The sequence below is a fragment of the Streptomyces luteolus genome (assembly GCF_029968015.1).
In the GTDB taxonomy this organism is placed as follows: domain Bacteria; phylum Actinomycetota; class Actinomycetes; order Streptomycetales; family Streptomycetaceae; genus Streptomyces; species Streptomyces luteolus.
This window is the reverse complement of the sequence record NZ_JASCIS010000012.1, coordinates 105709-131734: the sequence shown is the minus strand read 5'-3', so window position 1 is coordinate 131734 and position 26026 is coordinate 105709. Positions and strand designations below refer to the sequence as shown.

16 protein-coding genes and 1 pseudogene are annotated in these 26026 nt (G+C 72.2%); 7 read left to right on the top strand and 10 right to left on the bottom strand.

All coding sequences use genetic code 11. The features are described from left to right. Positions 1–92: 92 nt before the first annotated feature. Complete coding sequence (locus tag QIT00_RS14420) at positions 93–878, bottom strand: class II aldolase/adducin family protein (RefSeq protein WP_282535624.1); 786 nt, start codon at positions 876–878, stop codon at positions 93–95. A gap of 71 nt (positions 879–949) precedes the next feature. Between QIT00_RS14420 and QIT00_RS14415 the strand changes: the two are divergent. The 3 genes and pseudogenes from QIT00_RS14415 to QIT00_RS14405 form a co-directional block, all read left to right on the top strand. Next, positions 950–1648 (top strand): annotated as a pseudogene (locus tag QIT00_RS14415) (FG-GAP repeat domain-containing protein); the annotation flags it as partial. 277 nt (positions 1649–1925) lie between these two features. Continuing rightward, positions 1926–2498, top strand: a complete 573-nt coding sequence (locus tag QIT00_RS14410) for an FG-GAP repeat protein (protein ID WP_282535623.1) — start codon at positions 1926–1928, stop codon at positions 2496–2498. A 69-nt stretch (positions 2499–2567) separates the two neighbouring features. After that, positions 2568–3047 (top strand): pyridoxamine 5'-phosphate oxidase family protein, encoded by a 480-nt coding sequence (locus tag QIT00_RS14405; protein WP_282535622.1) that lies wholly within the window; start codon positions 2568–2570, stop codon positions 3045–3047. Positions 3048–3091: 44 nt separating this feature from the next. On the opposite strand, the gene guaA is transcribed toward QIT00_RS14405, so the two are convergent. Next, positions 3092–4666: a glutamine-hydrolyzing GMP synthase gene (guaA, locus tag QIT00_RS14400; protein WP_282535621.1), complete on the bottom strand. Its 1575-nt coding sequence runs from the start codon at positions 4664–4666 to the stop codon at positions 3092–3094. Positions 4667–5094: 428 nt separating this feature from the next. On the opposite strand from guaA, the gene QIT00_RS14395 reads away from it, so the two are divergent. Both QIT00_RS14395 and QIT00_RS14390 read left to right on the top strand, forming a co-directional pair. Then, positions 5095–5451, top strand: coding sequence for a chorismate mutase (locus QIT00_RS14395; protein ID WP_282535620.1), 357 nt, complete (start codon positions 5095–5097; stop codon positions 5449–5451). A gap of 799 nt (positions 5452–6250) precedes the next feature. After that, complete coding sequence (locus tag QIT00_RS14390) at positions 6251–7237, top strand: LPXTG cell wall anchor domain-containing protein (protein WP_282535619.1); 987 nt, start codon at positions 6251–6253, stop codon at positions 7235–7237. A gap of 82 nt (positions 7238–7319) precedes the next feature. On the opposite strand, the gene QIT00_RS14385 is transcribed toward QIT00_RS14390, so the two are convergent. From QIT00_RS14385 to QIT00_RS14355, 7 genes are all read right to left on the bottom strand, one after another. Next, positions 7320–9107: a GMC family oxidoreductase gene (locus QIT00_RS14385; protein ID WP_282535618.1), complete on the bottom strand. Its 1788-nt coding sequence runs from the start codon at positions 9105–9107 to the stop codon at positions 7320–7322. 73 nt (positions 9108–9180) lie between these two features. After that, positions 9181–10860: a succinic semialdehyde dehydrogenase gene (locus tag QIT00_RS14380; RefSeq protein ID WP_282535617.1), complete on the bottom strand. Its 1680-nt coding sequence runs from the start codon at positions 10858–10860 to the stop codon at positions 9181–9183. A 138-nt stretch (positions 10861–10998) separates the two neighbouring features. Then, complete coding sequence (locus QIT00_RS14375) at positions 10999–12831, bottom strand: serine/threonine-protein kinase (protein WP_282535616.1); 1833 nt, start codon at positions 12829–12831, stop codon at positions 10999–11001. A 118-nt stretch (positions 12832–12949) separates the two neighbouring features. Continuing rightward, the gene (locus QIT00_RS14370) at positions 12950–14608 is read right to left on the bottom strand and encodes a serine/threonine-protein kinase (RefSeq protein ID WP_282535615.1); all 1659 of its coding nucleotides are present in this window, start codon (positions 14606–14608) and stop codon (positions 12950–12952) included. Between the two features lie 118 nt (positions 14609–14726). Continuing rightward, a complete protein-coding gene (locus QIT00_RS14365) occupies positions 14727–16397 on the bottom strand; it encodes a serine/threonine-protein kinase (protein ID WP_408909775.1) in 1671 nt (556 codons plus the stop codon). Between the two features lie 202 nt (positions 16398–16599). Next, a complete protein-coding gene (locus QIT00_RS14360; RefSeq protein WP_282535613.1) occupies positions 16600–19071 on the bottom strand; it encodes a protein kinase domain-containing protein in 2472 nt (823 codons plus the stop codon). A gap of 165 nt (positions 19072–19236) precedes the next feature. Continuing rightward, the gene (locus tag QIT00_RS14355) at positions 19237–21297 is read right to left on the bottom strand and encodes a serine/threonine-protein kinase (protein ID WP_282535612.1); all 2061 of its coding nucleotides are present in this window, start codon (positions 21295–21297) and stop codon (positions 19237–19239) included. A gap of 261 nt (positions 21298–21558) precedes the next feature. Here QIT00_RS14355 and QIT00_RS14350 point away from each other — a divergent pair, with 261 nt between their 5' ends. Further along, the gene (locus QIT00_RS14350) at positions 21559–22731 is read left to right on the top strand and encodes a serine hydrolase domain-containing protein (protein WP_282535611.1); all 1173 of its coding nucleotides are present in this window, start codon (positions 21559–21561) and stop codon (positions 22729–22731) included. 49 nt (positions 22732–22780) lie between these two features. On the opposite strand, the gene QIT00_RS14345 is transcribed toward QIT00_RS14350, so the two are convergent. After that, positions 22781–24487: a glycerol-3-phosphate dehydrogenase/oxidase gene (locus tag QIT00_RS14345; RefSeq protein WP_282535610.1), complete on the bottom strand. Its 1707-nt coding sequence runs from the start codon at positions 24485–24487 to the stop codon at positions 22781–22783. A gap of 221 nt (positions 24488–24708) precedes the next feature. On the opposite strand from QIT00_RS14345, the gene QIT00_RS14340 reads away from it, so the two are divergent. Then, entirely contained in the window at positions 24709–25968 is a 1260-nt protein-coding gene (locus QIT00_RS14340) for a nucleotide sugar dehydrogenase (RefSeq protein WP_282535609.1), read from the top strand. Positions 25969–26026: the final 58 nt, after the last annotated feature.

Genomic DNA, 26026 nt, shown 5'->3' with positions numbered 1-26026 from the left:
GCACGCGCCGGACACCGCGCCGTCACGCCCTGCGCGTCGCTGCCCCGACCACGAACGCCCCCTACGACATGCGGCCCCTACGACCTGCGCCCCTACGACAGCAGATCCGGCTCCCCCCGGCTCACGTCCTGCCACAGCGGCTGGTAGTTGATCCACGCCACCAGGTCCGTACCCAACTGCTCGCGCAGCGCGACCGCGTCCTTGTGGCCGATGAGGACCGGGCGGCCCGCGGCGCGGGCCTCCAGCTGGATCTGGCAGGAGCGTTCCATGGAGATGAACCACCAGGCGGCCGCGTCGACGGAGTCGCCGACGGTGAGCAGCCCGTGGTTGCGCAGCACCGCCGCCTTGCGGTCGCCGAGGGCGGCGGCGATACGGCGGCCCTCGTCCGCGTCGACGGCGGCGAGCGTCGCGGCGTCGTACAGGGCGTGGTCCTCGTAGAAGGCGCAGGCCTCCTGCGTGATGGGTTCGAGGAGCTCGCCGAGCGCGGACAGGGCGCGGCCGCGCAGGGAGTGACAGTGGGCGACGGAGACGACCTCCGGGCGGGCCTCGTGCACCTGGGCGTGCACGGTGATGGCGGCCTGGTTGACGTGATAGCGGCCCTCCAGCACCTGACCCGCGCCGTCGACCAGGATCAGGTCGCTGACGGTGATGTGCTTGAAGGGCATGCCGAAGGGGTTAACCCAGTAGCAGTCGGTGAACTCCGGGTCCCGGGCGGTGATATGACCCGAAACGCCGTCCTCGTACCCGAAGCGGCCGAAGAGTCGCAGGGCGCCCGCGAGCCGTTCCTTGCGGTGGCGCCGCTCGTCCGCGACGGACTCGTGCACGGGCGGCAGCGCGAACTGCAGCTGGTCGACGGGTATCGGCGTGGGCGCGGACATGGTCGTCCCTCCATTCCTGGTGTACGGGGCGGAAGTTACCGTCGGTCAACCGAAGTGACCAGGGGCGTCCTGTGAAGAGAGTGCGCAGCCGGCGAAGGCGACGGCGCGGTGACAGGACGGTGACGGGACCGCGACACCCGGGCGCACAACCGTGCGGGCCGGTCGGCGGTCTGCCTGGGCAGACCACACGTTTCACAGGAGGAACTGTGCGCCACCGCCCCCACACCCTGGCCGCCGGCTGCGCTTTGGCCGCTGCCCTGCTGGCCGCCCCGCTCGCCCTCGCCGCACCCGCCTCGGCGACGCAGCCCGCCAAGGCCGCCGGGGCCGGGACCGGGACCGGGACCGGGATCGGGACCGGGACCGGGGCCGGGGCCGGGGCCGGGACCGGGACCGGAGCCAGGGCCGAGACCGAGACCGAGACCGAGGCCGCGGCCGGGGCCGCCGCCAAGGCCCCCGTAGGCACGCCCCCGAAGGCGGACTTCGACGGCGACGGCAAGACGGACGTCGTCTCTGCCGCGCCCTGGGCCACGGTCGGGGGCCAGGAGCGTGCCGGATATGTCTCCGTGGTGTACGGAGGCGGCCGCCACCAGACGCTCACCGCTGCCGCTCCGGAGGGCGGCACGGCGTTCGGCGGCGCCACGGCCGCGCGCGACCTCGACGGCGACGGCCACACCGACCTCGCCGTCCAGGACCGGAACTCCGTCGTCGTCCACTGGGGCTCGGACCAGGGCCTCGGCGAGCAGGCCACGCCGCTGCCGGCCGCCGCGCGCGCGGGCGGGTTCCCGCTCACCGGGGGCGACTTCGACGGGGACGGCCACGCCGACCTGGTCACCACCGACAGCGACTCGGACGCCGAATGGGGCGAACTGCGCGTCCTGTACGGCCCGTTCAAACGCGACGGCTCCCCCGCCCGCACCGCCGACCTGGCCACCGGCCGCACCTTCGAGCCCACCGGCATGGTCGCGGGCGACGTCACCGGCCAAGTCCCTGCCGGACGCGGCCGCGGCGACCATCGGCGACGTCGACAAGGACGGCCGCGGCGACCTGGTGATCCGTACCGTGCCCGGCGGCGTGGTGGAGAACCTGCCGTACGACGCGGGCACGATCAAGGTCCTCTACGGCACCGCGTCCGGGCCCTCGACGAGCCGCACCAAGACGCTCACGCAGAACTCCGCGGGCGTGCCCGGCGCGAGCGAGGACGGCGACCAGTTCGGGGACTCGCTGGCCGCGGGCGACGTGAACGGCGACGGCTACGCGGACATCGCGGCAGGCGTCCCGTACGAGGACCTCGCGGGCGCGGCGGGCGGCGGCGAGGACGCGGGCTCCGTCGTCCTGCTCAAGGGCGGCGCGTCCGGGCTCAGCGGTACCGGCGCGCAGGCGTACCACCAGGACACGGCCGGCGTGCCCGGCGTCGCGGAGGCGGGCGACCGCTTCGGCGCCTCGGTGGCACTGCCCTCCGGCCTCGGCGTGGTCGCGGGCTCGCCCGACGAGGACACCACGGCCGGCCAGGGCTCGGGCGCGGTCTGGCTGCGCCTCGGCGTCACCGGTACGTACGCCGTGAACCCGGGCGACATCGGCGCTCCGGCCCCCGGCGCGGCCTTCGGCACGTACCTGCGCTGACCGCGAGAGCGAGTGAAGGGCCGGGATTCCCGACAGGAGATGTCGGGAATCCCGGCCCACACTGAGCACATGACGTCCAACTGGGAAGCCTTCGCGTCCGTCGAGCCCGACCTCGCCGCGACCGTCGAGGAACGCTTCGGAGCGTTCACGCACCACATCATCGCGACGCTCCGCAAGGACGGCTCGCCCCGCACCAGCGGCATCGAAGTCCGGTTCCTGGACGGCGAGTTGTGGCTCGGCATGATGCCGGACTCGCTGAAGGCCCTCGACCTGCGCCGCGACCCCCGCTTCGCGCTCCAGGCCAACCCGGGCGCGGGCCAGGACATGGGCGGCGGCGACGTGCGCGTCGCGGGCCGCGCCGTGGAGGTCGACGACCCGCAGGACCGCGCCCGCTACACGCACGAGGCCGAACCTCCGGACCCCGACGCCTTCCACCTGTTCCGCGCCGAACTCACCGAGGTCGTACGGACGTACATCGAGGACGAGACGTATCTGGCCGTACAGATCTGGAAACCCGGAGAGCCCCTCCGTACCGCCAGGCGGACGTGAGGGGCTCTCAGCAGGTCAGGGGGATTATCAGGGGGATTACCGGGCTACTCCCACTCGATCGTGCCCGGCGGCTTGCTCGTGACGTCGAGGACGACGCGGTTCACATCGGCCACCTCGTTGGTGATCCGGGTGGAGATCTTCGCCAGGACGTCGTACGGCATCCGCGTCCAGTCGGCCGTCATGGCGTCCTCGGACGAGACCGGGCGCAGGACGATCGGGTGGCCGTAGGTGCGGCCGTCGCCCTGCACGCCCACCGAGCGGACGTCGGCGAGGAGGACGACCGGGCACTGCCAGATCTCGCGGTCGAGACCGGCGACGGTCAGCTCCTCGCGGGCGATGGCGTCGGCCTCGCGCAGCAGGTCGAGCCGGTCCTTGGTGACCTCGCCGACGATGCGGATCCCGAGGCCGGGGCCGGGGAAGGGCTGCCGCTGCACGATCTCGTCGGGCAGGCCGAGCTCCTGGCCGACCATGCGGACCTCGTCCTTGAACAGCTGCCGCAGCGGCTCGACGAGCTCGAACTCGATGTCCTCGGGGAGTCCGCCCACGTTGTGGTGGGACTTGATGTTCGCGGTGCCGGTGCCGCCGCCGGACTCGACGACGTCCGGGTAGAGGGTGCCCTGGACCAGGAACGCGACCTCGGGGCCCTCCTCCTGGAGGATCTCCAGCTGCGCCTGCTCGAAGACGCGGATGAACTCACGGCCGATGATCTTGCGCTTGGTCTCCGGGTCCGAGACCCCGGCGAGCGCGGTCAGGAACCGCTCGCTCGCGTCGACGACCTTCAGGTTCGCGCCCGTCGCGGCGACGAAGTCCTTCTCGACCTGCTCGGTCTCGCCCTTGCGCATCAGCCCGTGGTCGACGTACACGCAGGTCAGCTGGGAGCCGATGGCCTTCTGCACGAGGGCCGCGGCGACCGCGGAGTCGACGCCGCCGGAGAGGCCGCAGATCGCGCGCTTGTCGCCGACCTGGGCGCGGATCGCCTCGACCTGCTCCTCGATGACGCTGCCCGTGGTCCAGTTCGGCTCGATGCCGGCGCCGCGGTACAGGAAGTGCTCGAGGACCTGCTGGCCGTGCGTGGAGTGCATCACCTCGGGGTGGTACTGCACGCCGTACAGCTTCTGCTCGTCGTTCTCGAAGGCCGCGACCGGGACCACCTCGGTGGACGCCGTGACGGTGAAGCCCTCGGGGGCGGCGGAGCAGGCGTCGCCGTGCGACATCCACACGGACTGCTCGGTCGGGGTGCCCTCGAAGAGCGTCGAGCCGGCCTTCGAGACGTGCAGCGGCGTGCCGCCGTACTCACGGGCGCCGTTGTCGTCGACGGTGCCGCCCAGGGTCTGGGCCATCAGCTGGAAGCCGTAGCACATGCCGAAGACCGGGACTCCGGCTTCGAAGAGCGCGCGGTCGAGGCTCGGGGCGCCCTCCGCGTACACCGACGAGGGGCCGCCGGAGAGGATGATCGCCGCGGGGTTCTTGGCGAGCATCTCGGCGACCGGCATGGTGCTCGGGACGATCTCGCTGTAGACCCGGGCCTCCCGCACGCGGCGGGCGATGAGCTGGGCGTACTGCGCACCGAAGTCGACGACCAGGACGGTGTCGGGGGCGGCAGATGAGGGTGCAGACACTGCTGGCACTGCGGCGGCCTTCCGGCGGTGGGGAGGGGGTCTCTACTTGTCGATTCTAACGGGGCGCGGAAGTACCCCTTCGTCACTCCGTCCGAACGTCACTCCGTCCGACCGAACGTCACTCCGTCCGAACCGGCTGCCCCCGGGGATCGCGGGCCGTCTCATCATCCGAGCCCGGGACCGGCCCGCCTTGACCCGGCGGGCGCGGGTGCGGCAATACTGTCCCCGTGAACAAGCAGAGCAGCGCCGTTTCCGCGGCCGTCGCGTTTACCTATGGCATCCGGCCCACCGGCTGCCATGGTCGTGCTGCTTGATCCACTGAAGCGACTTCCCAGGCGCCCCGGGCCGACAAGGCTCCGGGGCGTCTGTCGTTTCCGGGGCCTCGTACCCCGGGGCACACCGTGACCACGAGAACCGGAGCCCCGATCATGACGACCCTCACCACCTCCACCGACGCTACCTCCACCGACGCCACCACCGCCGCCACCATCGCCGCCCCCGCCGCCACCCCCGCCGAGCGCACCGGCGCCCACACCGTCGAGGCCGCGGAGCTGATCGGCGGCGAGCGGGAGCGGATCGACGCGCTCGACGACCGCATCATCGGCCTCGTACAGGAACGCATGGCCGTCTCGGCCGTGATCCAGGAGTCCCGGATCGCGTCGGGCGGCCGCCGCGTGAACCTCTCCCGCGAGATGGAGATCCTCGGCCACTACAGCGACGCCCTCGGCAGGCCCGGCACCGCGCTCGCGATGACGCTGCTCGAACTGTGCCGCGGCCGGGTCTGAAACCCCCGGAGCACTCCGAAACACTCCGAAGCACGCCCTCCCCGAGCACCCCCTGGACACCCCCCCGGACACCCCCGCCGTATCCGCGTTCGGCCGGACCTGAGTTCGGGTGCGCTCTCACCCGTACGGCGCGTGACCGCCGCGCGGCGGGCTTCGTTGGTCCCGATGTCCGTGCCAGCCAGGGGCGGGCCCGAAAGAACCACGCGTGGCTCCGCTGGAGCGATGAGACGTACGGATGGTGCCGTGCGTCGTGGGACCTCGCTCCAGAGTGACCGGACGGCAGGGGACAGCAGCCCGGTCACGAGGGAAAGATTGGTCGGCTCCGGGGACGCCCGGAGCCGGCCGACGGCTCGACAACTGGCCAGAAGTGGCCGAAACGGTTGCGCGGGCCCCGGATCATCCAGCACGATGCGTACGAGGCACCTCCCCAGTGCCGAGGTCCACAACTCCATTGCCATTGGTCGAGACCACTGAAGCGCCTCTTGTGCGCCGGGTCGCCGACCGGCTCCCGAAACCAGCGGCGCACCCCCCGGCGCCGCCCCGCGGCACCGACGCTGCCCTGACGTCGGTGCTGTCAGCAAAGGGCCCCGCAGCTCGCACTCTGCGGGGCCCTTCGCCGTGCCCGGGCACCGATCCCTCCGTGACCCAAGTCACATAAAGATTCTGTGAGTTGTGATGCAACCATGCACTCCCTTCACAGGTCATGCATGCGTATCAACGGCCACTCCCGCGCCCCACCGCGGAGGCCTCTCCACCTCCGTACCGCACCAGCGGTACGCCGGACTTTCCGAGGTCTTCCATGAAGCTTCGCCGTGTCATGGCCACCGCGGCCGCTACGGCAGTCATAGCCCCGGTCGCGCTGCTCGCGGCCCCGGCCGCCTTCGCGACGGAGGCGACGGACCCGTCCCCGACCGTCAGCGCCCCCGAGACCGAGCCCACCGAGGACCCGACCGTCGCGCCGAGCGAGCCGGAGACGACCGAGCCGTCCGAGGAGCCCACGGAAGAGCCCACCGGGGAGCCGACCGAGAAGCCGACCCCCTCCGAGACCGCCCCGGAGCCGACCGAGTCGGCGACCGACGAGCCCACGGAGGAGCCCACCGACGAGCCGACCGAGCCCGGTGAGTGCGTCGACTCCAAGGTCGACGTCGACATCAAGGGCCTGCCCGGCAAGATCGCCAAGGGCTCCGGCTGGCACAAGTTCAAGATGACGGTCGCGAACAACTCCGACACCACCGTCAAGGACCTCTTCTTCGTCGCCGGTGCCTCCGCCGACAAGGAGGGCGAGAACATCTTCAAGACGCGCCAGGTCGAGCTGCAGGCCCTCAACCCGGAGACCGGTGTCTGGGAGCGGATCGGCACCGACGGCCACACCGCCGGCTTCGTCGGCTGGACCGAGTCGCTTGAGCCCGAGTACCGGGTCGACATCCCGCTGCGTCTGAACGTCAAGAAGAGCGCCCCGGTCGGCGTCGGCTTCTCGCTCGGCGGCAGCGTGTACAGCGACGAGGACGCCGAGTGCGTCGGCTTCGGCCAGGTCGCGTACAAGTTCCGGATCGTCGGCGCGGGCACCCCGACCGACGGCACCGAGCCGCAGGAAGGCGGCAAGGTTCCGGTTCCGGCGGAGAAGCCCAGCAAGGACAAGGCCGCCGAGGTCACCGGCAGCCTCGCGGAGACGGGCTCCAGCTCGGCGCTGCCGACCATCGGCCTGATCGGCGGCATCACGATCGTCGCCGGTGCCGGTGTCGTCTTCGCCGTCAAGCGTCGCCGGAGTGAGGGCGCGGCCGCGTAACAGCACCTCAACTCCCTTACGCGACAAGGGACCTGCACTCGGAGGGGGGTGCAGGTCCCTTGTCGTACGGGAAGCAGCCGGGCTACTTCTTCGGGGGCACCGTCGGCATCCCCAGGAACGGCAGCTTCAGCGCGCCGAAGGCGTCCGCGGGGACTGTCGGGGACTTGGGCTCCACCGCGGCGAGGCGCTGGTAGGCCCGGCCCTGGGCGGGGCGCTGGTCGTCCTCGCCCTTGTTCGGCCAGAACGACATGGCGCGCTCGGCCTGTGCGGTGATCGTCAGGGACGGATTCACCCCGAGGTTCGCCGAGACCGCGGCGCCGTCGACGACCGAGATGCCCGAGTGGCCGAAGAGCCGGTGGTACGGGTCGATGACGCCGCTCGACGCGTCGCCGCCGATCGGGCAGCCGCCGAGGAAGTGCGCGGTCAGCGGGGTACCCATCAGCTCGCCGATGTTGGACCCGGCGAAGCCGTTGATCTCCCTGGCGAGCAGCGAAGCCGCCTCGGTGGCCGCCTGTATCTGGTTCGGGTTGGGCGCGCCGTGACCCTGCCGTGCCGTCAACAGGCCCTTTCCCAGGCCCTTTTCCTTGCGGTACGTGGTCAGGGAGTTGTCCAGGGACTGCATGACCAGGCCGATGATGGTCCGCTCCGACCAGCGCCGGTTGGAGAGCGAGCGCAGCGACTGGACAGGGTGCTTGGCGCAGTTGGCCAGCCAGGCGGCCACCCGCCTTGAGCTGTACGGGACTTGGAGGACCGTCATGCCGCCCATCGCGTTCGAGCCCTTGCCGTAGCGCACCGGCTCGATGTGGGTGTCGCCGTCCGGGTGGATGGACGACGTGATCGCGACGCCCTGCGTGAAGTCCACCTTGGCGGCGCCGTGCCGCTTCTTGTAGCGGCGGTTGTCGGTCTGCGCGCCCACCAGGGCCTCGGAGTTGGTGCGGGTCAGATCGCCGAGCCGGTCCGAGATGTGCGGCAGCAGGCCGCTGTCCTTCATACGGTGCAGGAGGGTCTGCGTGCCGTACGTGCCCGCCGCGATCACCACGCGCTCCGCGCGGAAGACGCGGCCCTTGCCCTTGCGCTTGTTGTCGGTGGGCAGGGTGGCCACGGCGAAGCCGCCGCGGGAGTCCTCGGTGACCGAGACGACCGAGGTCATCGGGTGGATGGTCGCGCCCGCCTGCTCGGCGAGGTGGAGGTAGTTCTCGTTCAGGGTGTTCTTCGCGCCGTGCCGGCAGCCCGTCATGCACTCGCCGCACTCGGTGCAGGCCTTGCGGGAGGGGCCCGCGCCGCCGAAGTACGGGTCGGCGACCTCACCGCCCGGCTTCGCCTTCGCCTCGCCGGTCGCGTCCTCGCCGTCGCCGTAGAAGACGCCGACGGGCGCCATGTGGAAGGAGTCGCCGACGCCCATCGCCTCGGCCGTCGCCTTCAGATGGACGTCGGAGGGGGTCATCGTCGGGTTGAGCCGCACGCCGAGCATCCGCTGCGCCTGGTCGTAGTACGGCTTCAACTCCTCCTGCCAGTCCGTGATGTCGCGCCACTGCGGGTCGTTGAAGAACGGCGCGGGCGGTACGTACAAGGTGTTGGCGTAGTTGAGCGAACCTCCGCCGACGCCCGCGCCCGCGAGCACCATCACGTTGCCGAGCAGATGGATGCGCTGGATGCCGTACAAGCCGAGCGCCGGGGCCCACAGATAGTTCTTCAGGTCCCAGGAGTTCCTCGGCAGCTCGGAGCGCGTGAACCTGCGGCCGGCCTCCAGGACGCCGACGCGGTAGCCCTTCTCGGTCAGGCGCAGCGCGGACACGCTGCCGCCGAAGCCTGACCCTACGACCAGAACGTCGTAGTCGTACGCGGAGTCGTCGCTGTCCTCCAGCGCCATCGCTCGTTCTCCTTGGATGCGTGTGCGGGCTGTGAGTGGCTGGTCGCGCAGTTCCCCGCGCCCCTGAACGCGGTCAGCGCAGCCGGAAGGCCTTCATCGCGCGCAGGCTGCGGCTCATGAACGCCGCGTACTTCTCGTCGTCCATGCCGAAGGACGGGGCCATCGGCATGATCCGCTGGGTGGCCACGGTCTGTGCCTCGGTGTACTTGAGGATGCCCTCGGAGCCGTGCCGGCGGCCGAGGCCGGAGTCCTTCATGCCGCCCATCGGGGACTGGACGCTGCCGTACGCCGGGGCGTAGCCCTCGTTGACGTTGACCGTGCCGGTGCGCAGCCGGGCGGCGACGGCGCGGCCGCGGCGGCCGTCCTTCGTCCACACCGACGAATTCAGTCCGTACGGCGTGGAGTTGGCGAGCTCGATCGCCTCGTCCTCGTCGCTGAAGCGGTAGACGGAGACGACCGGGCCGAAGGTCTCCTCGGCGCACACGGCCATCGGGGCCTCGACGCCGTCGAGGATGGTCGGCTCGTAGAAGTACGGGCCGATGTCGGGGCGGGCCGTGCCGCCCGCGACGAGCGTGGCGCCCTTGGCCACGGCCTCCTCGACGTGCCGCTTCACGGTCTCCAGCTGCCGCTCGCCGACCAGGGACCCCATGTCCGCGCCGTACGCGAGAGACGTGCCGAGGCGCATCGCGCGGGTACGGGCGGCGAAGCGGGCCACGAACGCGTCGGCGATCGACTCGTGGACGTACAACCGCTCGATGGAGATGCAGAGTTGGCCCGCGGAGGAGAAGCAGGCGCGGACGGCGCCGGCGGCGGCCTTGTCCACGTCGGCGTCCTGGAGGACCAGCATGGCGTTCTTGCCGCCGAGTTCGAGGGAGACGCCGACGAGCCGGGCGGCGGCGCCCTGGGCGACTTCGCGGCCGGTGCGGGTGGAGCCGGTGAACGAGACGTAGTCGGCGTGCTTGACCAACTCCGGCCCCACGACCGGGCCTTCGCCGAGCACGACCTGGAACACCTCGGCCGGAAGCCCCGCCTCGATCAGCAGGTCACGGGCCCACAGGGCGGTCAGGCAGGTCTCGGTGTCGGGCTTCATCACGACGGCGTTGCCGGACACGAACGCCGGGAGCGCGTCGCCGACGGACAGCTCGAACGGGTAGTTCCACGGCGCGATCTGGCCGACGACGCCGCGCGGCACCCGGTTCTCGACGACCTTGGTGAGCGTCGGCACGGCCCCGGTGTGGCTGCGCGAGCGCAGGTACGAGGGGGCCTTGCGGCCGTAGTGCCGGGCGGCGACCGCGACGGCCTGCACCTCCTCGTGGGCGTGCAGGCGGGCCTTGCCGGTCTCCAGCTGGATCAGGTCGAGGACCTCGGCCTGCCGCTGCAGCACCAGATCGTGGAAGCGGAGCAGCACCGCCGCGCGCTTGCGCACTGGCGTCGCCTCCCAGGCGCGCTGCGCGGCGCGGGCCCGCTCGAAGGCCCGCTCGACGTCCTCGGTCGCCGACTCGGGCAGGTCGGCCAGCTTCTCGCCGGTGAACGGCGTGTGGTTGGCGGTCCGCCCTGATCCGACGACGTCACGGGTGAGCTGGGCGATCAGCTCCGGCGTGACCACATCGTCCGCGGTACGCGCGCCCGCGGGCGCCGGAGCGACGGGGTTGGTGCCGAGGTCGCTCGTGCCGTGCGTGTCGACCTGGGTGTCATCCTGGGTGTCGTCCTGCGTGTCGTTCGTGCCCTGGGCGGGGGCCTGCGAGTCCGTCATGGGCGTGAGCGTACGACCCCGGAAACCTTTTGGGTACCCGTCGGTAACGAGGTTTCACGTAGTGCGCACACTGTGCCAGTGGTCGCTGGCAGCAAAGGGGCTGATCAGGGGTGTTGTCGGCGCCTCTGACCGGCCGCGTCACAGTTTGTCGAGCGAGAGCCCGTCGATCACCGTCTGCGCGACCAGGCGTCCGCGCTCGGTGACATCGCCCTTGCCGGGGTACCGGACGACCAGTTTGTACATGTCACCGGCCTTGGTGCGGTAGTAGAACACCTTGGCCTCACGGGGCACCGAGATCTCGTCGAGGTCCATCGCGTACTTGACGGTGTTCTCGGCGGCCTTCTGGTCCCGGTACTTGGCATCTCTCTTGGTGCTGACCTTGGCCTTCTCCATGTCGGCCTCGGGCAGGATGCCGGACGACGAAGTGCCCTCCCGCAAGTCCTCCGCGTCCGCGAACGCCTCGGCCTCGGCACTGCTGGCGATCTCGTCGGAGGTGTCCTCGGACTTCTTGTAGAGGTTCAGCTCGACGCTGATCGAACCACTGGGGTCGCTGTACTCCATGAAGTGCTTGCCGTCGTCGAGGTCGTCCGGCTCGTTCGTCTTGATGTAGTGCGGAGGCAGCGGGACGGAAGCCCCGCCGAGGCCCTTGAGATCCTGCTGGGACCACCCCTCCTCGTCCGACACCGCCCCCGCGAACGGATCCGCGATCACCAGTACCGCGGCGAGCACGGACGCCAGCACCACCGCCACACCCCCGAACAGCACCTTGCGGCTGACCCGCACGCCGTCCACCGGACCGCGTGCCGTGCCCACGGCCTGGGTGCGCGTCGGCGCCGGGGGGCGCGCGGCCGCTTCCAGGAGCTGGCGGACCTGCGGGGCCGTCGGGCGCTGGTTCGGGTCCTTGATCAGGAGCCGGTTGACGGCGTCGGCCAGCGGGCCCTTCGCGGCGTTCGGCGCGGCGGGCGTCGCGTTGATCACCGACTGGAGCGTCGCCGGGGTGTTGTTGCGGCGGAACGGCGAGACGCCCTCCGTCGCCGCGTAGAGCACCACGCCGAGCGACCACAGGTCCGAGGCCGGGCCGGGGCGCTGCCCCAACACCCGCTCGGGCGCGATGAATTCGGGCGAGCCGACGAAGCTGCCGGTGTCCGTCAGGTTGGTCTCGCCCTCGATCTGGGCGATGCCGAAGTCGGTCAGGACGACGCGGTCGTGCCGGCCGAGCATCACGTTGTCCGGCTTCACGTCCCGGTGCAGGACACCGGCCGCGTGCGCCGCCTCCAGTGCGCCGAGCACTTCGAGGCCGATCCGGGCGGCCTCGGTGCCGCTGAGGGTGCCCTCCTGCAGCACGTCCCCGAGGGAACGGCCCTGCACGAACTCCATGACGATCCACGGCTGGCCGTCCTCGACCGCGACATCGTGCACGTTCACCACGGCCGGGTGGTCCAGCTTCGCCGCGGCCCGAGCCTCGCGGCGCATCCGCTCGAAGGCGTTGGCCCGCTCCCGCTCCGGCAGGTGGTCCGGAATGCGCGGCTCCTTGACGGCCACCTCGCGGTCCACCGTCTCGTCCTTGGCCCGCCACACGGTACCCATGCCGCCGTGGCCGAGCTTGGACAGCAGCCGGTAGCGGCCCGCGATCAGGCGGCCCGCGCCCGGGTCGGGCTGCGCCGGCCGCTGCGGCGCGACCTGCGTGGGGATGGCGTGCGGCTGCGGGGGCGGAGGGGGCGTGGGGGCGTGCGGGCCGCCGTGGCTCTGACCCTGGCCCTGGCCCGGTCCCTGGTTCTGGCCGTGGTTCTGGCCCTGGTTCTGGCCGTACGCCGCGGTCTCCTCCTGGGAGTGCTGCTGCGCCGCGTACGGATCGCCGGGTGTGCCGTACGGCCCCGGAGCACCCGGAGCGCCCGGCGGGGGCTGCGGCGGCTGCAGGCCGTAGCTCGTCGGGTCGTGCTGTCCGTAGGGCGTTCCCCCGTGGTTGCTCATGTGTCCATCCTTATCGCGGCGCCCGTCCATGGTTCCACGCAGGTACGACAGCGGTCACTGACTCGTGACCCGGGCAGCCGGGTTCGTCCGCGTACAGGGCTTTTGCCGGGACCCGCGCTCAGCCCGCGGGAAGCGGCTCGAACGTGTCCAGGGCCCGGTCGAGATGGCGCCGCGCCTCCTGCGCGCGGCCCACGGGCGCCGACACCGACACCTCGTACATCCGGCCGCCCTCCTCCCACGCCACGTGCAGCTCGCGACGCGCGCCCCAGCCGTCGCCCGGCCCGTCCCAGGTGAACTCCCAGCGGGCGGCGGGGTGTTCGTCGTGCCGGCTCGGGGCGGTCGTGCCCGCGCGGTACCCGGCGTGCGTGCGCGGCCCCCGCTCGTGCGCCTCGCGCAGGGCGGCCGAGGGGCCACCCGGTACGGGACCGGCCTCCCGCACCCCGATCCGGAAGGCCCCGCCGGGCGAGCCGTAGAGGACCCGTGGCGGCTCGGACGCGCGCACGTACCCCACCGGCACGGCCAGGGAGAACCCCGCCGGGTCGTGCACCAGGTGGTACCCGGCGGGCGCGGAGCCCGTGCCGGTCGGCACCCGGGTCACCGTGACCGTCGGCGTCGGCGTCGGCGTCGGCGTCGGCGTGTGTGTGCCGAGCGAGTCCGACGGGTGCGGCCTGCCGTCGTCCCGGTCGTCGCCCCCGTCGGACAGCAGCACTCCCGCGACTGCCCCGGCACCCGCGAGCACCGCCACCAGGGCCCCGGCGAGCAGTGCGGCACGCGCGCGTGGCAGCCGTTTTGCGCCCCACGCGCGCGTGGGACCCGCCGAGCCGGTCGTACGGCGCGGGACGGCCGTGCGCAGCGGGGCGAAGGCGGGCGGGAGGCCGCGCCGCTCGGGTGCGTAGCCGCGCCGCTCGGGTGCGTAGCCGCGCCGCTCGGGTGCGTAGGGGACGACGCCCGTCTCCACGTACGCCCGAAGGAGCCGTTCCGCCTCCGCCGCGTCGATCCTGCGCTCCGGGTCGCGCTCCAGGAGCCCGCGGACGACCGGCAGCAGCGGGCCCGCGGCGCTCGGCGGGTGCAGATCCTCCATCATGACGGCGGCGATGATCCCGCCCAGCGTGTCCCGCTGGAACGGCGAGCGGCCGGTCAGCGCGGCGCAGAGCAGTACGCCGAGCGACCACAGGTCGCACTCGGGCCCGGCCGCGCCGCCCGACATCCGCTCCGGCGCGGTGTACTCCGGCGAGCCGACGAAGGAGCCGTGCTCGGTGAGCGTCGAGGCCCCGGCGACCTGGGCGATCCCGAAGTCCGTGAGCACGACGCGGCCCGAACCGGCCTCCATCAGGACGTTGCCCGGCTTGAGGTCGCGGTGCAGCACGCCCTCGCTGTGCGCCGCGCGCAGCGCACCGAGCAGCGCGAGGCAGAGTCGGGCCGCCTCCTCGGTGCCCAACGGGCCGTCCCCGTCGAGCCGGTCGGCGAGCGAGCCGCCCTCGATCAGCTCCATCACGATGTACGGGCGCCGGTCCTGGACCAGGACGTCGTAGACGACGATCACGTGCGGATGGTGGATCTGCGCTATCGTCCGCGCCTCGCGCAGGGTCCGCTCGCGCAGCTGCCGGGCCTCGTCGAAGGAGAGCGAGGGGTCGAGGACGACCTCCTTGACGGCCACCTGCCGGGCGAGCAGCTCATCCGTGGCACGCCAGACAACCCCCATGCCGCCCCGGCCCAGTTGCGCCCCCAACCGGTAACGGCCCGCTATCAAGCGGCTGTTGCCCCGCTCGCTCGCCATGACTTCATCATGCCGCACACCCGTACGGTCAATCCCCCACGTCACGACGGACTGCCGCCGAGGCTATGGGTGTCGGCCACTCTGCTTATGGGTCCAGGTCACACCCCGCCGGTGCGGGCTACGGCCGCCAGCCGCGCAGCACATGCTCGAACTGCTCCCGCGTCCTGTCCCAGTCCGATGCCGGTCCGGCCATGTAGATCGCGTACTCGGTGCCGTCCTCCGCGATGTAGAACTGGTCGATCGCCCGCCGCTCGCCCTTGCCGACCCCTTCGGTCTCGGTCCAGCTGAACTCCCAGATGGCACCCGGGTTTCCGCGGAAGGTGTTCGACTCCAACTGCACCCGCTCGTACCCGGGCATCCGCCCCAGCCTCTGCTTCTCCAGCGTGAGCGCGTGGATGTACGAATTCTCGTACGGGGGCTTCTCGCTGACGCCGATGCGCAGCAGGTGGCGGCCGTTGTCCGGGGTGTAGTCGATCTGGTCGCCGAAGGTGCGGCGCTTGAAGTCCGGCGGCAGGAGCAGGCTGAAGCCCGCGACGTCGTCCTTGACGCGCACCCAGTCCTCGGGCACGGCCCCTTCGGTGCGTTCCTTGCCGTTCTGCGTGGTTCCGCCCTGACCGCCCTGCTCACCGCCCCGGTCGGCGAACTGAAGAATCCCGAACGCCGCGCCCGCGCCCACCAGTCCGGCCGCCACGATCACGGCCAGAGCGGTGCGCCAGCGGCGGCGGGGGCGCTGCGGTCCGGGCTCCGGCCGCACGCCGGGGACGGTCGAGCCGATGGGCCGGGCGCCGGAGTGCGGGGCGCTGTGGTCGGCTCGCGGGGCGGCGGGCGGAGCTGAGCGCGGGTCGGCGGGCGGGGCGGTCGGAGCGGGCGCAGGAGTGGCCGCCGGGCTCGGGTTCGGGTTGGGGTTGGGGTTCGGGTTGGGGTTGGGGTTCGGACTCGGCGCAGGCGTCGGCGTCGGCGCCGACGGGCCGTAAGCCTGCGGCGCCGGGGTGTCGAACCGCCGCGTAGCCACGTACTCCTGAGCCGACGAAGGCCTGCGTCCCTCCGCGACCTCCGCCAGCAGCTGCTCGGCCCGGTCCGCGTCGGGCCGGATCCCCGGGTCCTTGCTGAGCAGCGCCGCGATCACCGGCGCGAGCGGACCGGCGTGCTCCGCCGTACCCGGCTCGTCCACCACCACGGCCTGCATGGTGGCCAGCGGCGACTGCCTGCGGAACGGCGAGAAGCCCTCGACGGCCGCGAAGAGCAGCACGCCCACGGCCCACAGGTCGGCGGCCGGACCGGGGTCGCCGCCCCGCACCCGCTCGGGCGCCAGGTAGTCGAGGGAGCCGACGAGTTCACCGGTCCTGGTGATCGTCGAGTCGCCCTCGATGGCCGCTATGCCGAAGTCGGTGAGCAGCACCCGCCCGTCCCTCGCGAGCAGCACATTGGCCGGTTTCACATCCCTGTGCAGCACCCCCGCCGCGTGCGCCGCGCGCAGCGCGCGCACCACCCACGCGCCGATCCGCGCGGCCTCGACCGGCTCGATCCGCTCCCGCCGCCGCAGCGTGTCCGCGAGGGAGCCGCCGTCGACGAGCTCCATGACGATCCAGGGGCGCTCGTCGTACTCGAACACGTCGTGCACCGTCACGACCGCCGAGTGGTTGATCCGCGCGGCCGCCCGCGCCTCCTTCTGGGTGCGCGCGAGGAGCACGGCCCGGTCGGCCTCGGAGACATAGAGCGCGGCCGTCAACTCCTTGACAGCGACGGTGCGGTGGAGCACTTCGTCATGGGCCCGCCACACCTTGCCCATGCCGCCGTGCCCGAGGGACTCGGCGAGCCGGTACCGCCCCGCGAGTACGTCGCCCTGTGCCGTGCCTTCGGTGTGATCCACGTTCCCCCGCCCGTCCTTCTCCCGGCCAAGCGTAAGGAACGCGCCGCCGCGTCCGGAAGGCGGTGGTGCGTTACGGGTGCCTACCCGGGTGCCCGGCCGCGGCTTCGGGTCCGGTTCCGGCTCACTTGTCCGGCCGGTACGCGGCGACCGCCTGCTCGTGCAGCCGCGTCACCTCGTCCCGCTCCGCCTCCGGGCCCTTGACCAGGACCACGTGGTACCGCCCGTCGATCAGCAGCGCCGCGTTGCGTACGTACACCTCGTCGCCGCCCGAGTCCGTCCACGTGAACTGCCCCTCGGCGCGCACCTGTCCGCCGACGTCGACGCGCCGCATGCCCGTCGACGTGGCCCAGGTCGAGTCCCGGAACGGCTGCAGCTCGACCTCGCGCTCCCGCTGGTAGTAGAGCGGATCGCTGCTCTTGCCGGTGGCCTTGTCCCGGCCCGGCACGACGATCAGCTCGAACTGTCCGTCCCCGTACGCCACTTGGCTGCGGCTGTTGGCGCCCCGGCGCTCCCAGCCCTTCGCCACCGCCACCCGGAAGCCCTCCGGGTCCTTGCGCAGCTCGAACCCCTCGGGCACGTCGGGTCCGGAGGACTGCGGGTCGGGCCGCTGCGAGGTCGGCGACTCCTCGTTGCCGTCGTCCGGGGCGTCCTGCCCGGCCCCGCCCTGCCCGGGCTCGGCGGGCGCCGAACTCGCCGAGCCCGCCTGCCCGGTGCGCCCAGCCGTATCGGAACCCTCGCTTCCGCGCGGCTCGGCCTTCGGCATGAACAGCATGGCGTACGCCACCGCCGCGCCGAGCCCGAGCAGGATCAGCACGAGCAGCATGCGGCCGAGCCGCTTCGGGGCCTGCCCGTTCGCGGGGGCGGATTTCCGGGCCGGCCGCCGGGGCTCGTACGACCCGTACTGCTGGTACTGCTCCTGGAGGTCCGCCGAGACCGCCCCGGCACCCGCGGCGGTCCTGGCAGCGGGCCCAGCAGCGGCGGTCCTGGCCGCGGGCCCGGCAGCTGCCGGCCCGGCCTCGACCGGCTTCGGCCCGCGCCTGTGCCGGCTCTTGTGCCGCCCGGCCCGGCGCTTGCGGACCAGCTCGCCCCGGCGGCGTACGACGGGAAGCTTCGTGCGGTCGAACGGCGGCGCGGGCACCACGTTCTGGCCCGCCTCGGGCTCCGGCGCCGAGCGCACGAGGGAGCGCAGCCAGCCGCGCAGCTCTTCGAAGTCCGGTCGCTCGGTGGGGTCCTGGCGCAGCAGCGACTCCACGACCGGACGCAGCGGCCCGCACTCCTCGGCGAACGCCGGTGGCTCCCCGCACACCAGTTGCACCAGCTCGTACGCACTGTCCTCCGGGTACGGGGCATGCCCCTGCACCGCGCGGAACAGCAGCGCCCCGAGCGCCCACAGGTCGGTGGCCGGGCCGACCGGGGCCGCCAACTGCCAGTTCTCGTGCACCGCTCCGGCCTGCTCGGGCGCCCAGCGCTCGGTGACCGCGCCGACGACGTTCATCCGCGCCTGGCGTGCGCGCTCGGCGGCCAGGGGTGTGGTGGGGCCGCGGCCGCTCTTGGGGTGCTCCTTCGGCGGGAGGAGGTCGTCCCATCTGCCGCTCTTCTGGAGCGAGTTGGGTTCTGCCACCGGTTTGCTGCCGGACACCCCGTACGGGTCGGCTATCCGGCCCGGCGGGCCGGAGGCGGAGCCGTCGCGGCGGGTGCCGTCTCGGTCGGAGGCGTCGCGGTGAGGGCCGTCTCGGTCGATGCCGTCTTGGTGGGTGCCGTCTCGGTCGGAGGCGTCGCTTCCGCGCGCCGCGGCCCGCGTGCCCGCCCGGTACGCGGCGATCGCCCCGGCCCGTGCGGCGCGGGAGTCGGCGGCCGGCAGCGCGGCCCGCTCCCCGGGCCCGACCTCACGGCGCGGCCCCGGCACCTCCGGCGCGGCCCCGGATCCCGGCTCGGTTCCCGGTTCGGTTCCCGGCCCGGCCTCCGCCTCCGCCTCCGCCTCCGGCACCGGGTCGTACCCGCAGAGGGCCTCCTCGGCGGCGCCCGCCGCCAGGCCGGTGAGCATGACGCGGCCGTTGTCGCAGACCAGGACCGTGCGCACCGTGATGTTCCGGTGGACCCAGCCGTGCGCGTGCAGGGCGCGCAGCGCGGTCAGCACCTCGGAGGCGATCTCCGCGGCGCGGTACGGCGTGAGCGGCTTCTCGGCGATCAGCGCGGCGAGCGGCAGCGCCGTGACGAGCTCGCTGACGATCCACAGCGAACCGTCCTCCGCGAACACGTCGAAGACCTGGTCGAGCCGCGGATGGTCGGGTATCCGCGCGGCCGCCTGCGCCGCCTCGATCGCCCGCCGCACGGCCGGATCGGCGGGCCTGCGCACGGCCCGCCCACCGTCGTACCCGCCGCTTCCGCCGTACCCGTCCGCGTACTCCCGGCCGTACGCTCTTTCGTCGACGACTTCCGCGTCGACCGTCTCGGGCAACGGGACCTGGCGGACGAGGACTTCCTGGCCGCTGTACGTGTCGAAGGCGCGGGTCTCGGCGAACTCGTACGCGTCCGAGGGCGGCAGCGGCAGGCGGTAGCGTCCGGCGAGCACCCGGCCCGCGTAGTCGTCCACGTCGCCTCCCCGTCAGCGCGCGCAGCTGGGCGTCCCTGCGCCGACCGCCCTGTCACTCCCCGAACCTTCACGATACGTGGCCCCGGCCGGGTCCGCCGCAGGGTCTCGGCAACCGGTCGTCCCCTCGAACCGGCCGGTGGGCCGGCCCTTGGCCCAGGCTCTGCGTCAGTCCTTCGGCTCGAAGGTCTTGAAGGCCGTCTCGCGGAGCGTCTTGCACTCCTTCTCGTCCCACGCGTCGGCCTTGCACGTCACCATGATCGAGTAGCCGCGGCGGGCGTCGACCTTGAAGCCGCGGTTGAGGACCCGCACCCGCTCGCCGCCCTGGTCGCGCTCGAACTCCCAGTCCGCGACGGTCGGATAGCCGTTGAACTCGACCTCCGCGATGCGGATGTGCCGGTAGTTGGGCATGCTCCCGCTGACGGCCTGCCTGAGCTGACGCCAGGCCTTGGCGGCGTCGTCACCCGGACTGCGGTTGAAGTCGATCTGGACGCGCGGGAATCCGCCGTTCTTGCTGAATATGGCTCCGGAGTTCTGTCCGGCCGTACCCGTACGACGGAAGTCCTCCGGCATCTGCATCGTGAACATGAACTGGCCGTTCGAGACCTTCTCGTACCCGGCCGGAACGCCGCCGTCCGTTGCTCCGTCGTCCCCGGAGCCCTCGTCGTCCTCGTCCTGGCCCGTGTCCTCGCCCCGGCCGTCGTCCTCGCCCTTGTCGTCGTCGTTCGCGGCCGGGTCCGGGTCCGGGGCTGCGGGCTTGTCCTGTCCGCCCTTGCCCTGGTCGCCCGTGGCACCCGCCGAGGTGGACGCCTCGTTCTTGCCGCCCTTGCCCGACGGGTCCTCGTCCCCGCCGAACGCCACGGCGAACACCGTGCCGAGTACGGCCAGCGCGACCACCACGGCGACGACGACCAGCGTGCGCTTCGGCACCACATCGGTGAGCGCCGCACGCGTGGACGCGACGGCCCCGCCGCCCGCACCCGGCGCCTTCGCTCCACCGGATGCTCCGGATGCTCCGGATGCGCCGGACACGCCGGATGCGCCGGATGCTCCGGATGCGCCGGACACGCCGGAACTGGCCTTGGCCGCGCCGGATTTGGCGTTGTCGTCGGCATCGGCCGCGTTCGCGCCCGCACCGGACTCGCCCGCACCCGCCTGGCCCGCACCCGCCTCGCCCGTACCCGCCTTGCCCGTACCGGACTTCGGGCCCGCCGCCGCGGACGCCGCCGCCGCGTTGCGCACCGACCGCAGCGCGCCGCGCAGCCGTTCCGCCGCCGCCTCGCCGCGCCGGGGGCCGCTCTCCGCGGGCGCCTCGGGCAGCGGTACGACGCGGGTCGCGGACAGCTGGTCGTCGGCCTGTCGCGCCGGCTCGTCCTCGGGGGCGTTGATCACGTCGTTCAACAGGGCCCGCGCGCCCGTGTCGTCGAGCCGCAGGTCCGGGTCCTTCTCCAGAAGCCCGTAGATCACCTTCTCCAGGCGTCCGGCGTTGCGCGGCGGTTCGAGCGACTCGGTCATCACCGCCGTGAGCGTGGCGATCGCCGACCCCTTGTCGTACGGCGGGACACCCTCCACCGCCGCGTAGAGGAGGCCGCCGAGCGACCACAGGTCCGCCGCGGGGCCGGGCTTGTGGCCGCGGGCCCGCTCCGGCGAGATGTACGACGGCGCGCCGACGAGCATGCCGGTCGACGTGATGGACGGGTCGCCCTCGACCTGCGCGATACCGAAGTCCGTCAGGACCACCCGGCCGTCGTCCTTCGCGATCAGCACGTTCGACGGCTTCACGTCCCGGTGCAGGATGCCCTCGCGGTGCGCGGCACGCAGCACGTCGAGCACGGCGAGGCCGACCTCGGCGGCGCGGTGCGGCGTCAGATGGCCGTCCTGGCGCACCACTTCGGCGAGCGACTTGCCCTCGATCAGCTCCATCACGATCCAGGGGCGGTCGTCCTCGTCGACCACGTCGTAGACCGTGACCGCGCCGTTGTTGCGGATCCGGGCGATCGCCTTGGCCTCGCGCAGCGTGCGCGTGATCAGCCGGCGCTTCTCGTCCTCGTCGATGGCCGAGGGGAAGCGCAGCTCCTTGACGGCGACCGTACGCCCGAGCGTCTCGTCGACCGCACGCCAGACCGTGCCCATGCCACCGCGGCCGAGCATCTCTCCCAGCCGGTACCGACCCGCGAGGAGGCGCCCCTTGGTCTCCTGGGTCTCCTGCGGCTGCTCAGCCTCCGACATGCGTCCCCTCTGCAATCAACGCGCCCTGGCAGAGCGTCCATTGTCTCTCATGCCCGGGGTGGGGAAAGGCCCGGGTCCGCGCGATGATGGGCCGGGACGGATCAAGGGACCGATATGACCGACAAGCACTTCTCACACCCTCCTCACATCTCGCCCACCCCAACCCCGCACCAGGGCCACCGGCCGGGCACGTGGCGCGGGTTGATTCGTGGGAGCTTGTTCGGAGTTGCCGCGATCGCCGCGGCCGTCGGAGCGGGAGCCGTGGCCGCGCCCCCGCCGCACACGGCCGCTCCCGGGCCCGGATCCTCACCGCCCACCGGTCGGCCTTCCTCCCCGAGCTCCCCTGCGCATCCCTCCCTCCGCGCCTCCCTGGCACCACTCGCCCACAGCGCCCCCGCCCCGGGAGCCGCGGCCCTCTCGCAGCTCACGACCACCGACCCCACCGACCGCACCACGCGGCGATACGCAGCGACAGGAACCGCCGACACCACCACCAACCGCCCTGTCAGCCGCAAGGATCACTTCCGCATCGGCAGCCTCACGAAGTCCTTCACTGCCGTGGTCGTGCTGCAGCTCGCCGCCGAGCACCGGCTCACCCTGGACGACACCGTCGAACACCATCTGCCCGGCCTCATACGCGGCCACGGCAACGACGGTCGCGACCTCACCCTGCGCCAACTTCTCACCCACACGAGCGGTTTGTACGCCTACACGGACGCTCCGGGCGCCCCTCTCACCCCTCTCACCCCTCTCACCCCGCTCACCTCGCCCACCCCGGGGAGCCGCACCACCTCCCTGGACCGCCACTACACCCCCACCCAACTCCTCCGCATCGCCCTCGCCCACCGCCCCCTCTTCCCGCCCGGTACCGACTGGTCGTACTCCAACACCAACTACACCGTCCTCGGCCTGGTGATCGAGAAGGTCACGGGCCGCAGCTACGCCGAGGAGGCACGGCGCCGCATCATCACCCCGCTGCGGCTGACCGGCACGTCGTTCCCCGGCACCGACCGCCGACTGCCCACCCCGCACGGCCGGGCCTACTCCGGAACTCCCCCCTCCACCAAGGACGTCACCGAGATCGACCCCTCGGGCGCGGGTGCGGCCGGCGAGGCCATCAGCACCCTCGACGACCTCAACCGCTTCTACGCCGCGCTCCTCACCGGCGACCTGCTGCCCGCACCCCAACTCGCCGCGATGCGCAGCACCCGCTCGTCCGACGGCGCCTACGGCATGGGCCTGATGCCCACCGAGCTCTCCTGCACCACGGTCTGGGGCCACACCGGCCGCATCATCGGCTCGTACGCAGCCACCGCCGCCACCGCCGACGGCCACCACGTCCTCACCTACCGCCTCAACTCCGACCACCCGACCGACGCAAGGCGCGAACGCGCCCTTCTGGAAGGCGAGTTCTGCGGGCGCAAGCAGGACTGACGCTCCGGCCGGAACACGCTCAGGCGCGCCTCGGAGAACCCGGCGCCCCTCACAACGGCACGATGTCCGGTGCCCCCAACCGTGCCGCGTCGGCCGTCAGGTCGTCCGGCTGGCGCTGGGACTCCCGCTCCGCCTCGACCCGCTTCTCGTAGTGCTCGACCTCCCTGTCGACGTGGTCCGCGCCCCAGCCGAGCACCTTCGCCATGAGCTCCGCACACTCGCGGGCACTGCGCGTGCCGCGGTCGAAGGTCTCGATGGAGATACGTGTGCGCCGCGTCAGGACGTCGTCCAGATGCCTGGCGCCCTCGTGCGAAGCGGCGTAGACGATCTCGGCGCGCAGGTAGTCGTCGGCGTACTGCAGGGGTTCGCCGAGGGACGGGTCGTCCGCGATGAGGTCGAGCAGTTCCTCGGTCAGCGATCCGTACCGGTTCAACAGGTGTTCCACGCGCACCACATGGAGTCCCGTGCGGGCGGCGATACGCGCGCGGGCGTTCCACAGCGCCTTGTAGCCCTCGGCGCCGATCAGCGGGATGTCCTCGGTGACGCAGTCCGCGACGCGCTGGTCGAGTGCGTGCACCGCCTCGTCCACGGCGTCCTTGGCCATGACCCGGTACGTCGTGTACTTGCCGCCGGCGACGACGACGAGGCCGGGCACCGGGTGGGCGACGGTGTGTTCGCGGGACAGCTTGCTGGTGGCGTCGGACTCCCCGGCGAGCAGCGGCCTGAGGCCCGCGTACACCCCCTGGACGTCGTCCCTCGTGAGGGGGACCGCGAGCACCGAGTTCACATGCTCCAGCAGATAGTCGATGTCCGCGCTGGAAGCGGCCGGGTGGGCCTTGTCCAGATCCCAGTCGGTGTCGGTGGTGCCGATGATCCAGTGCCGGCCCCAGGGGATGACGAAGAGCACGGACTTCTCCGTACGCAGGATCAGCCCCGTCGTGGAGTTGATGCGGTCCTTGGGGACGACCAGGTGGATGCCCTTGGAGGCGCGGACGTGGAACTGGCCGCGCTCGCCGACCATGGCCTGGGTGTCGTCGGTCCAGACCCCGGTGGCGTTGACGATCTGGCGGGCCCTGACCTCGTACTCCCCACCGGACTCCGCGTCCTCCACGCGGGCGCCGACGACGCGTTCGCCCTCGCGCAGGAATCCGGTGACGCGGGCTCGGTTGGCGACCTTCGCGCCGTAGGCGGCGGCGGTGCGGACCATCATCGCGACGTAACGGGCGTCGTCCATCTGCGCGTCGTAGTACTGCATGGCGCCGATGAGCGCGTCCCTCTGCAGGCAGGGCGCGACGCGCAGGGCGTGACGGCGGCTGAGGTGACGGTGCATCGGCAGACCCCGGCCGTGGCCCCGGGACATCGACATGGCGTCGTAGAGGGCGACGCCGGATCCGGCGTAGAGCCGCTCCCAGCCCTTGTGTTGCAGCGGGTAGAGGAACGGGACCGGCTTGACCAGGTGCGGGGCGATGCGTTCGAGCAGGAGTCCGCGCTCCTTCAGCGCCTCACGTACCAGTGCGAAGTCGAGCATCTCCAGATAGCGCAGGCCGCCGTGGATGAGCTTGCTCGACCGGCTCGACGTGCCGGAAGCCCAGTCGCGGGCCTCGACGAGGCCGGTGGAGAGACCTCTCGTGACGGCGTCGAGCGCGGTGCCCGCGCCGACCACGCCCGCGCCGACGACCAGCACGTCGAGTTCCCGTTCGGCCATGCCCGCGAGTGCTTCCGCCCGCTCGGCCGGTCCCAGTGTCGCTGTCCTCACTGCTGCCTCCCGTCGCCCCCGTGTGGTCGGGCTCACAACGTCGATTCTGTCCGGAGTCGCGGACTTCAGCCACCGCCTGTGGACAACACTCCGAAGTCCGTGATCGCGCAATGCCGCATAACGGTCATATTTACTCCTAACCTGACATTGCGCTGGTCCACTCTGTCCACAGGGCTTGCGCGCTCCTCCCGTTCCGGCTATTGGGAAGGACGGCCCACGCCATGCCCGCAGATCTCGCCGTCATCGGACTCGGCCATCTCGGCCTGCCCCTCGCCCAGGCCGCCGTCGCGTCCGGGATCGAGACCATCGCCTACGACCCGCGCCTCAGCGCCGACCTCGCCGCGGGCCGACTGCCCGCCGACGAGGGCACCCTGACCGCGGCCGACCTGCGCCGGATGCTCTCGGGGGGCTTCCGGCCGACCTCGAACCCGGTGGATCTCGGCCGGGTGCGCACCGCCGTCATCTGCGCACCGACCCCGCTCGGCGCCGACGGCTCCCTCGACCTGAGCCAGGTCGCCGAAGCGGCCCGCGACCTGGCGGCCCGGCTGCGCCCGCACACCACGGTCATCCTGGAGTCGCCCGCGTACCCGGGCACCACGGACGACGTCATCCGCCCGATCCTCGAAAAGGGCTCAGGCATGCGCGCGGGACGGGACTTCCACCTCGCGTACTCGCCCGGCCGCCTCGACCCCGGCAACCGCACCCACGGCTACGCCAACACCCCCAAGGTCATCGGTGGCCTCACCCCGGCCTGCACCGAGTCGGCCGCCGCGTTCTACGGCCGCCTCACCGACAAGGTCGTACGCGCGCGTGGCCCCCGCGAGGCGGAGACGGTGCAGCTCCTGGAGACCAACTACCGGCACGTCAACATCGCCCTGGTCAACGAGATGGCCGTCCTCTGCCACGACCTGGGCGTCGACTTCTGGGACGTCATCCGCTGCGCCGAGACCAAGCCCTTCGGCTTCCAGGCGTTCCGCCCGGGACCCGGCGTAGGCGGCCACGGCATCCCGCTCGACCCCAACTACCTGCCCCACCACAGCCGCACACCCGGCCACCCGCTGCGCATGGTCGGCCTCGCGCAGGAGATCAACCACCGCATGCCGCAGTACGTGATCCAGCGCGCGGCCACACTCCTCAACGAGCACGGCAAGTCGGCCCGCGCCGCGCGTGTGCTGCTTCTCGGCGTCACCTACAAGCCCGACCTCGCCGACCAACAGGGCTCCCCCGCCCAGGAGATCGCCACCCGCCTGATGGAGCTGGGTGCCGCCATCAGCTACCACGACCCGTACGTCCCGCACTGGAACGTCCTCGGCCGCCCCGTCCCGCGCGCCGACTCCCTCTACGAGGCGGCCGCCGACGCCGACCTGACGATCCTGCTCCAGCCCCACCGCACGTACGACCTGCAAAGCCTCGCCGTGAAGGCCCAGTTGCTGCTCGACACGCGGGGCGCGACCCCGATCGGAGCGGCCCACCGCCTCTGACGATGACGAAAACCGGCACTACAGAAGAAGGGCCGTACCGCTCGCTCGCGGTACGGCC

Excerpts from the sequence above, each read along its gene's own strand:
- QIT00_RS14405 (WP_282535622.1), top strand. The coding sequence starts at position 2,568 with ATGACGTCCAACTGGGAAGCCTTCGCGTCCGTCGAGCCCGACCTCGCC.
- QIT00_RS14365 (WP_408909775.1), bottom strand. The coding sequence starts at position 16,397 with ATGGGCAAGGTGTGGCGGGCCCATGACGAAGTGCTCCACCGCACCGTC.
- QIT00_RS14420 (WP_282535624.1), bottom strand. The coding sequence starts at position 878 with ATGTCCGCGCCCACGCCGATACCCGTCGACCAGCTGCAGTTCGCGCTG.
- QIT00_RS14355 (WP_282535612.1), bottom strand. The coding sequence starts at position 21,297 with ATGTCGGAGGCTGAGCAGCCGCAGGAGACCCAGGAGACCAAGGGGCGC.
- QIT00_RS14370 (WP_282535615.1), bottom strand. The coding sequence starts at position 14,608 with ATGGCGAGCGAGCGGGGCAACAGCCGCTTGATAGCGGGCCGTTACCGG.
- QIT00_RS14395 (WP_282535620.1), top strand. The coding sequence starts at position 5,095 with ATGACGACCCTCACCACCTCCACCGACGCTACCTCCACCGACGCCACC.
- QIT00_RS14385 (WP_282535618.1), bottom strand. The coding sequence starts at position 9,107 with ATGGCGCTGGAGGACAGCGACGACTCCGCGTACGACTACGACGTTCTG.
- QIT00_RS14340 (WP_282535609.1), top strand. The coding sequence starts at position 24,709 with ATGCCCGCAGATCTCGCCGTCATCGGACTCGGCCATCTCGGCCTGCCC.
- QIT00_RS14380 (WP_282535617.1), bottom strand. The coding sequence starts at position 10,860 with ATGACGGACTCGCAGGCCCCCGCCCAGGGCACGAACGACACGCAGGAC.
- QIT00_RS14375 (WP_282535616.1), bottom strand. The coding sequence starts at position 12,831 with ATGAGCAACCACGGGGGAACGCCCTACGGACAGCACGACCCGACGAGC.
- QIT00_RS14390 (WP_282535619.1), top strand. The coding sequence starts at position 6,251 with ATGAAGCTTCGCCGTGTCATGGCCACCGCGGCCGCTACGGCAGTCATA.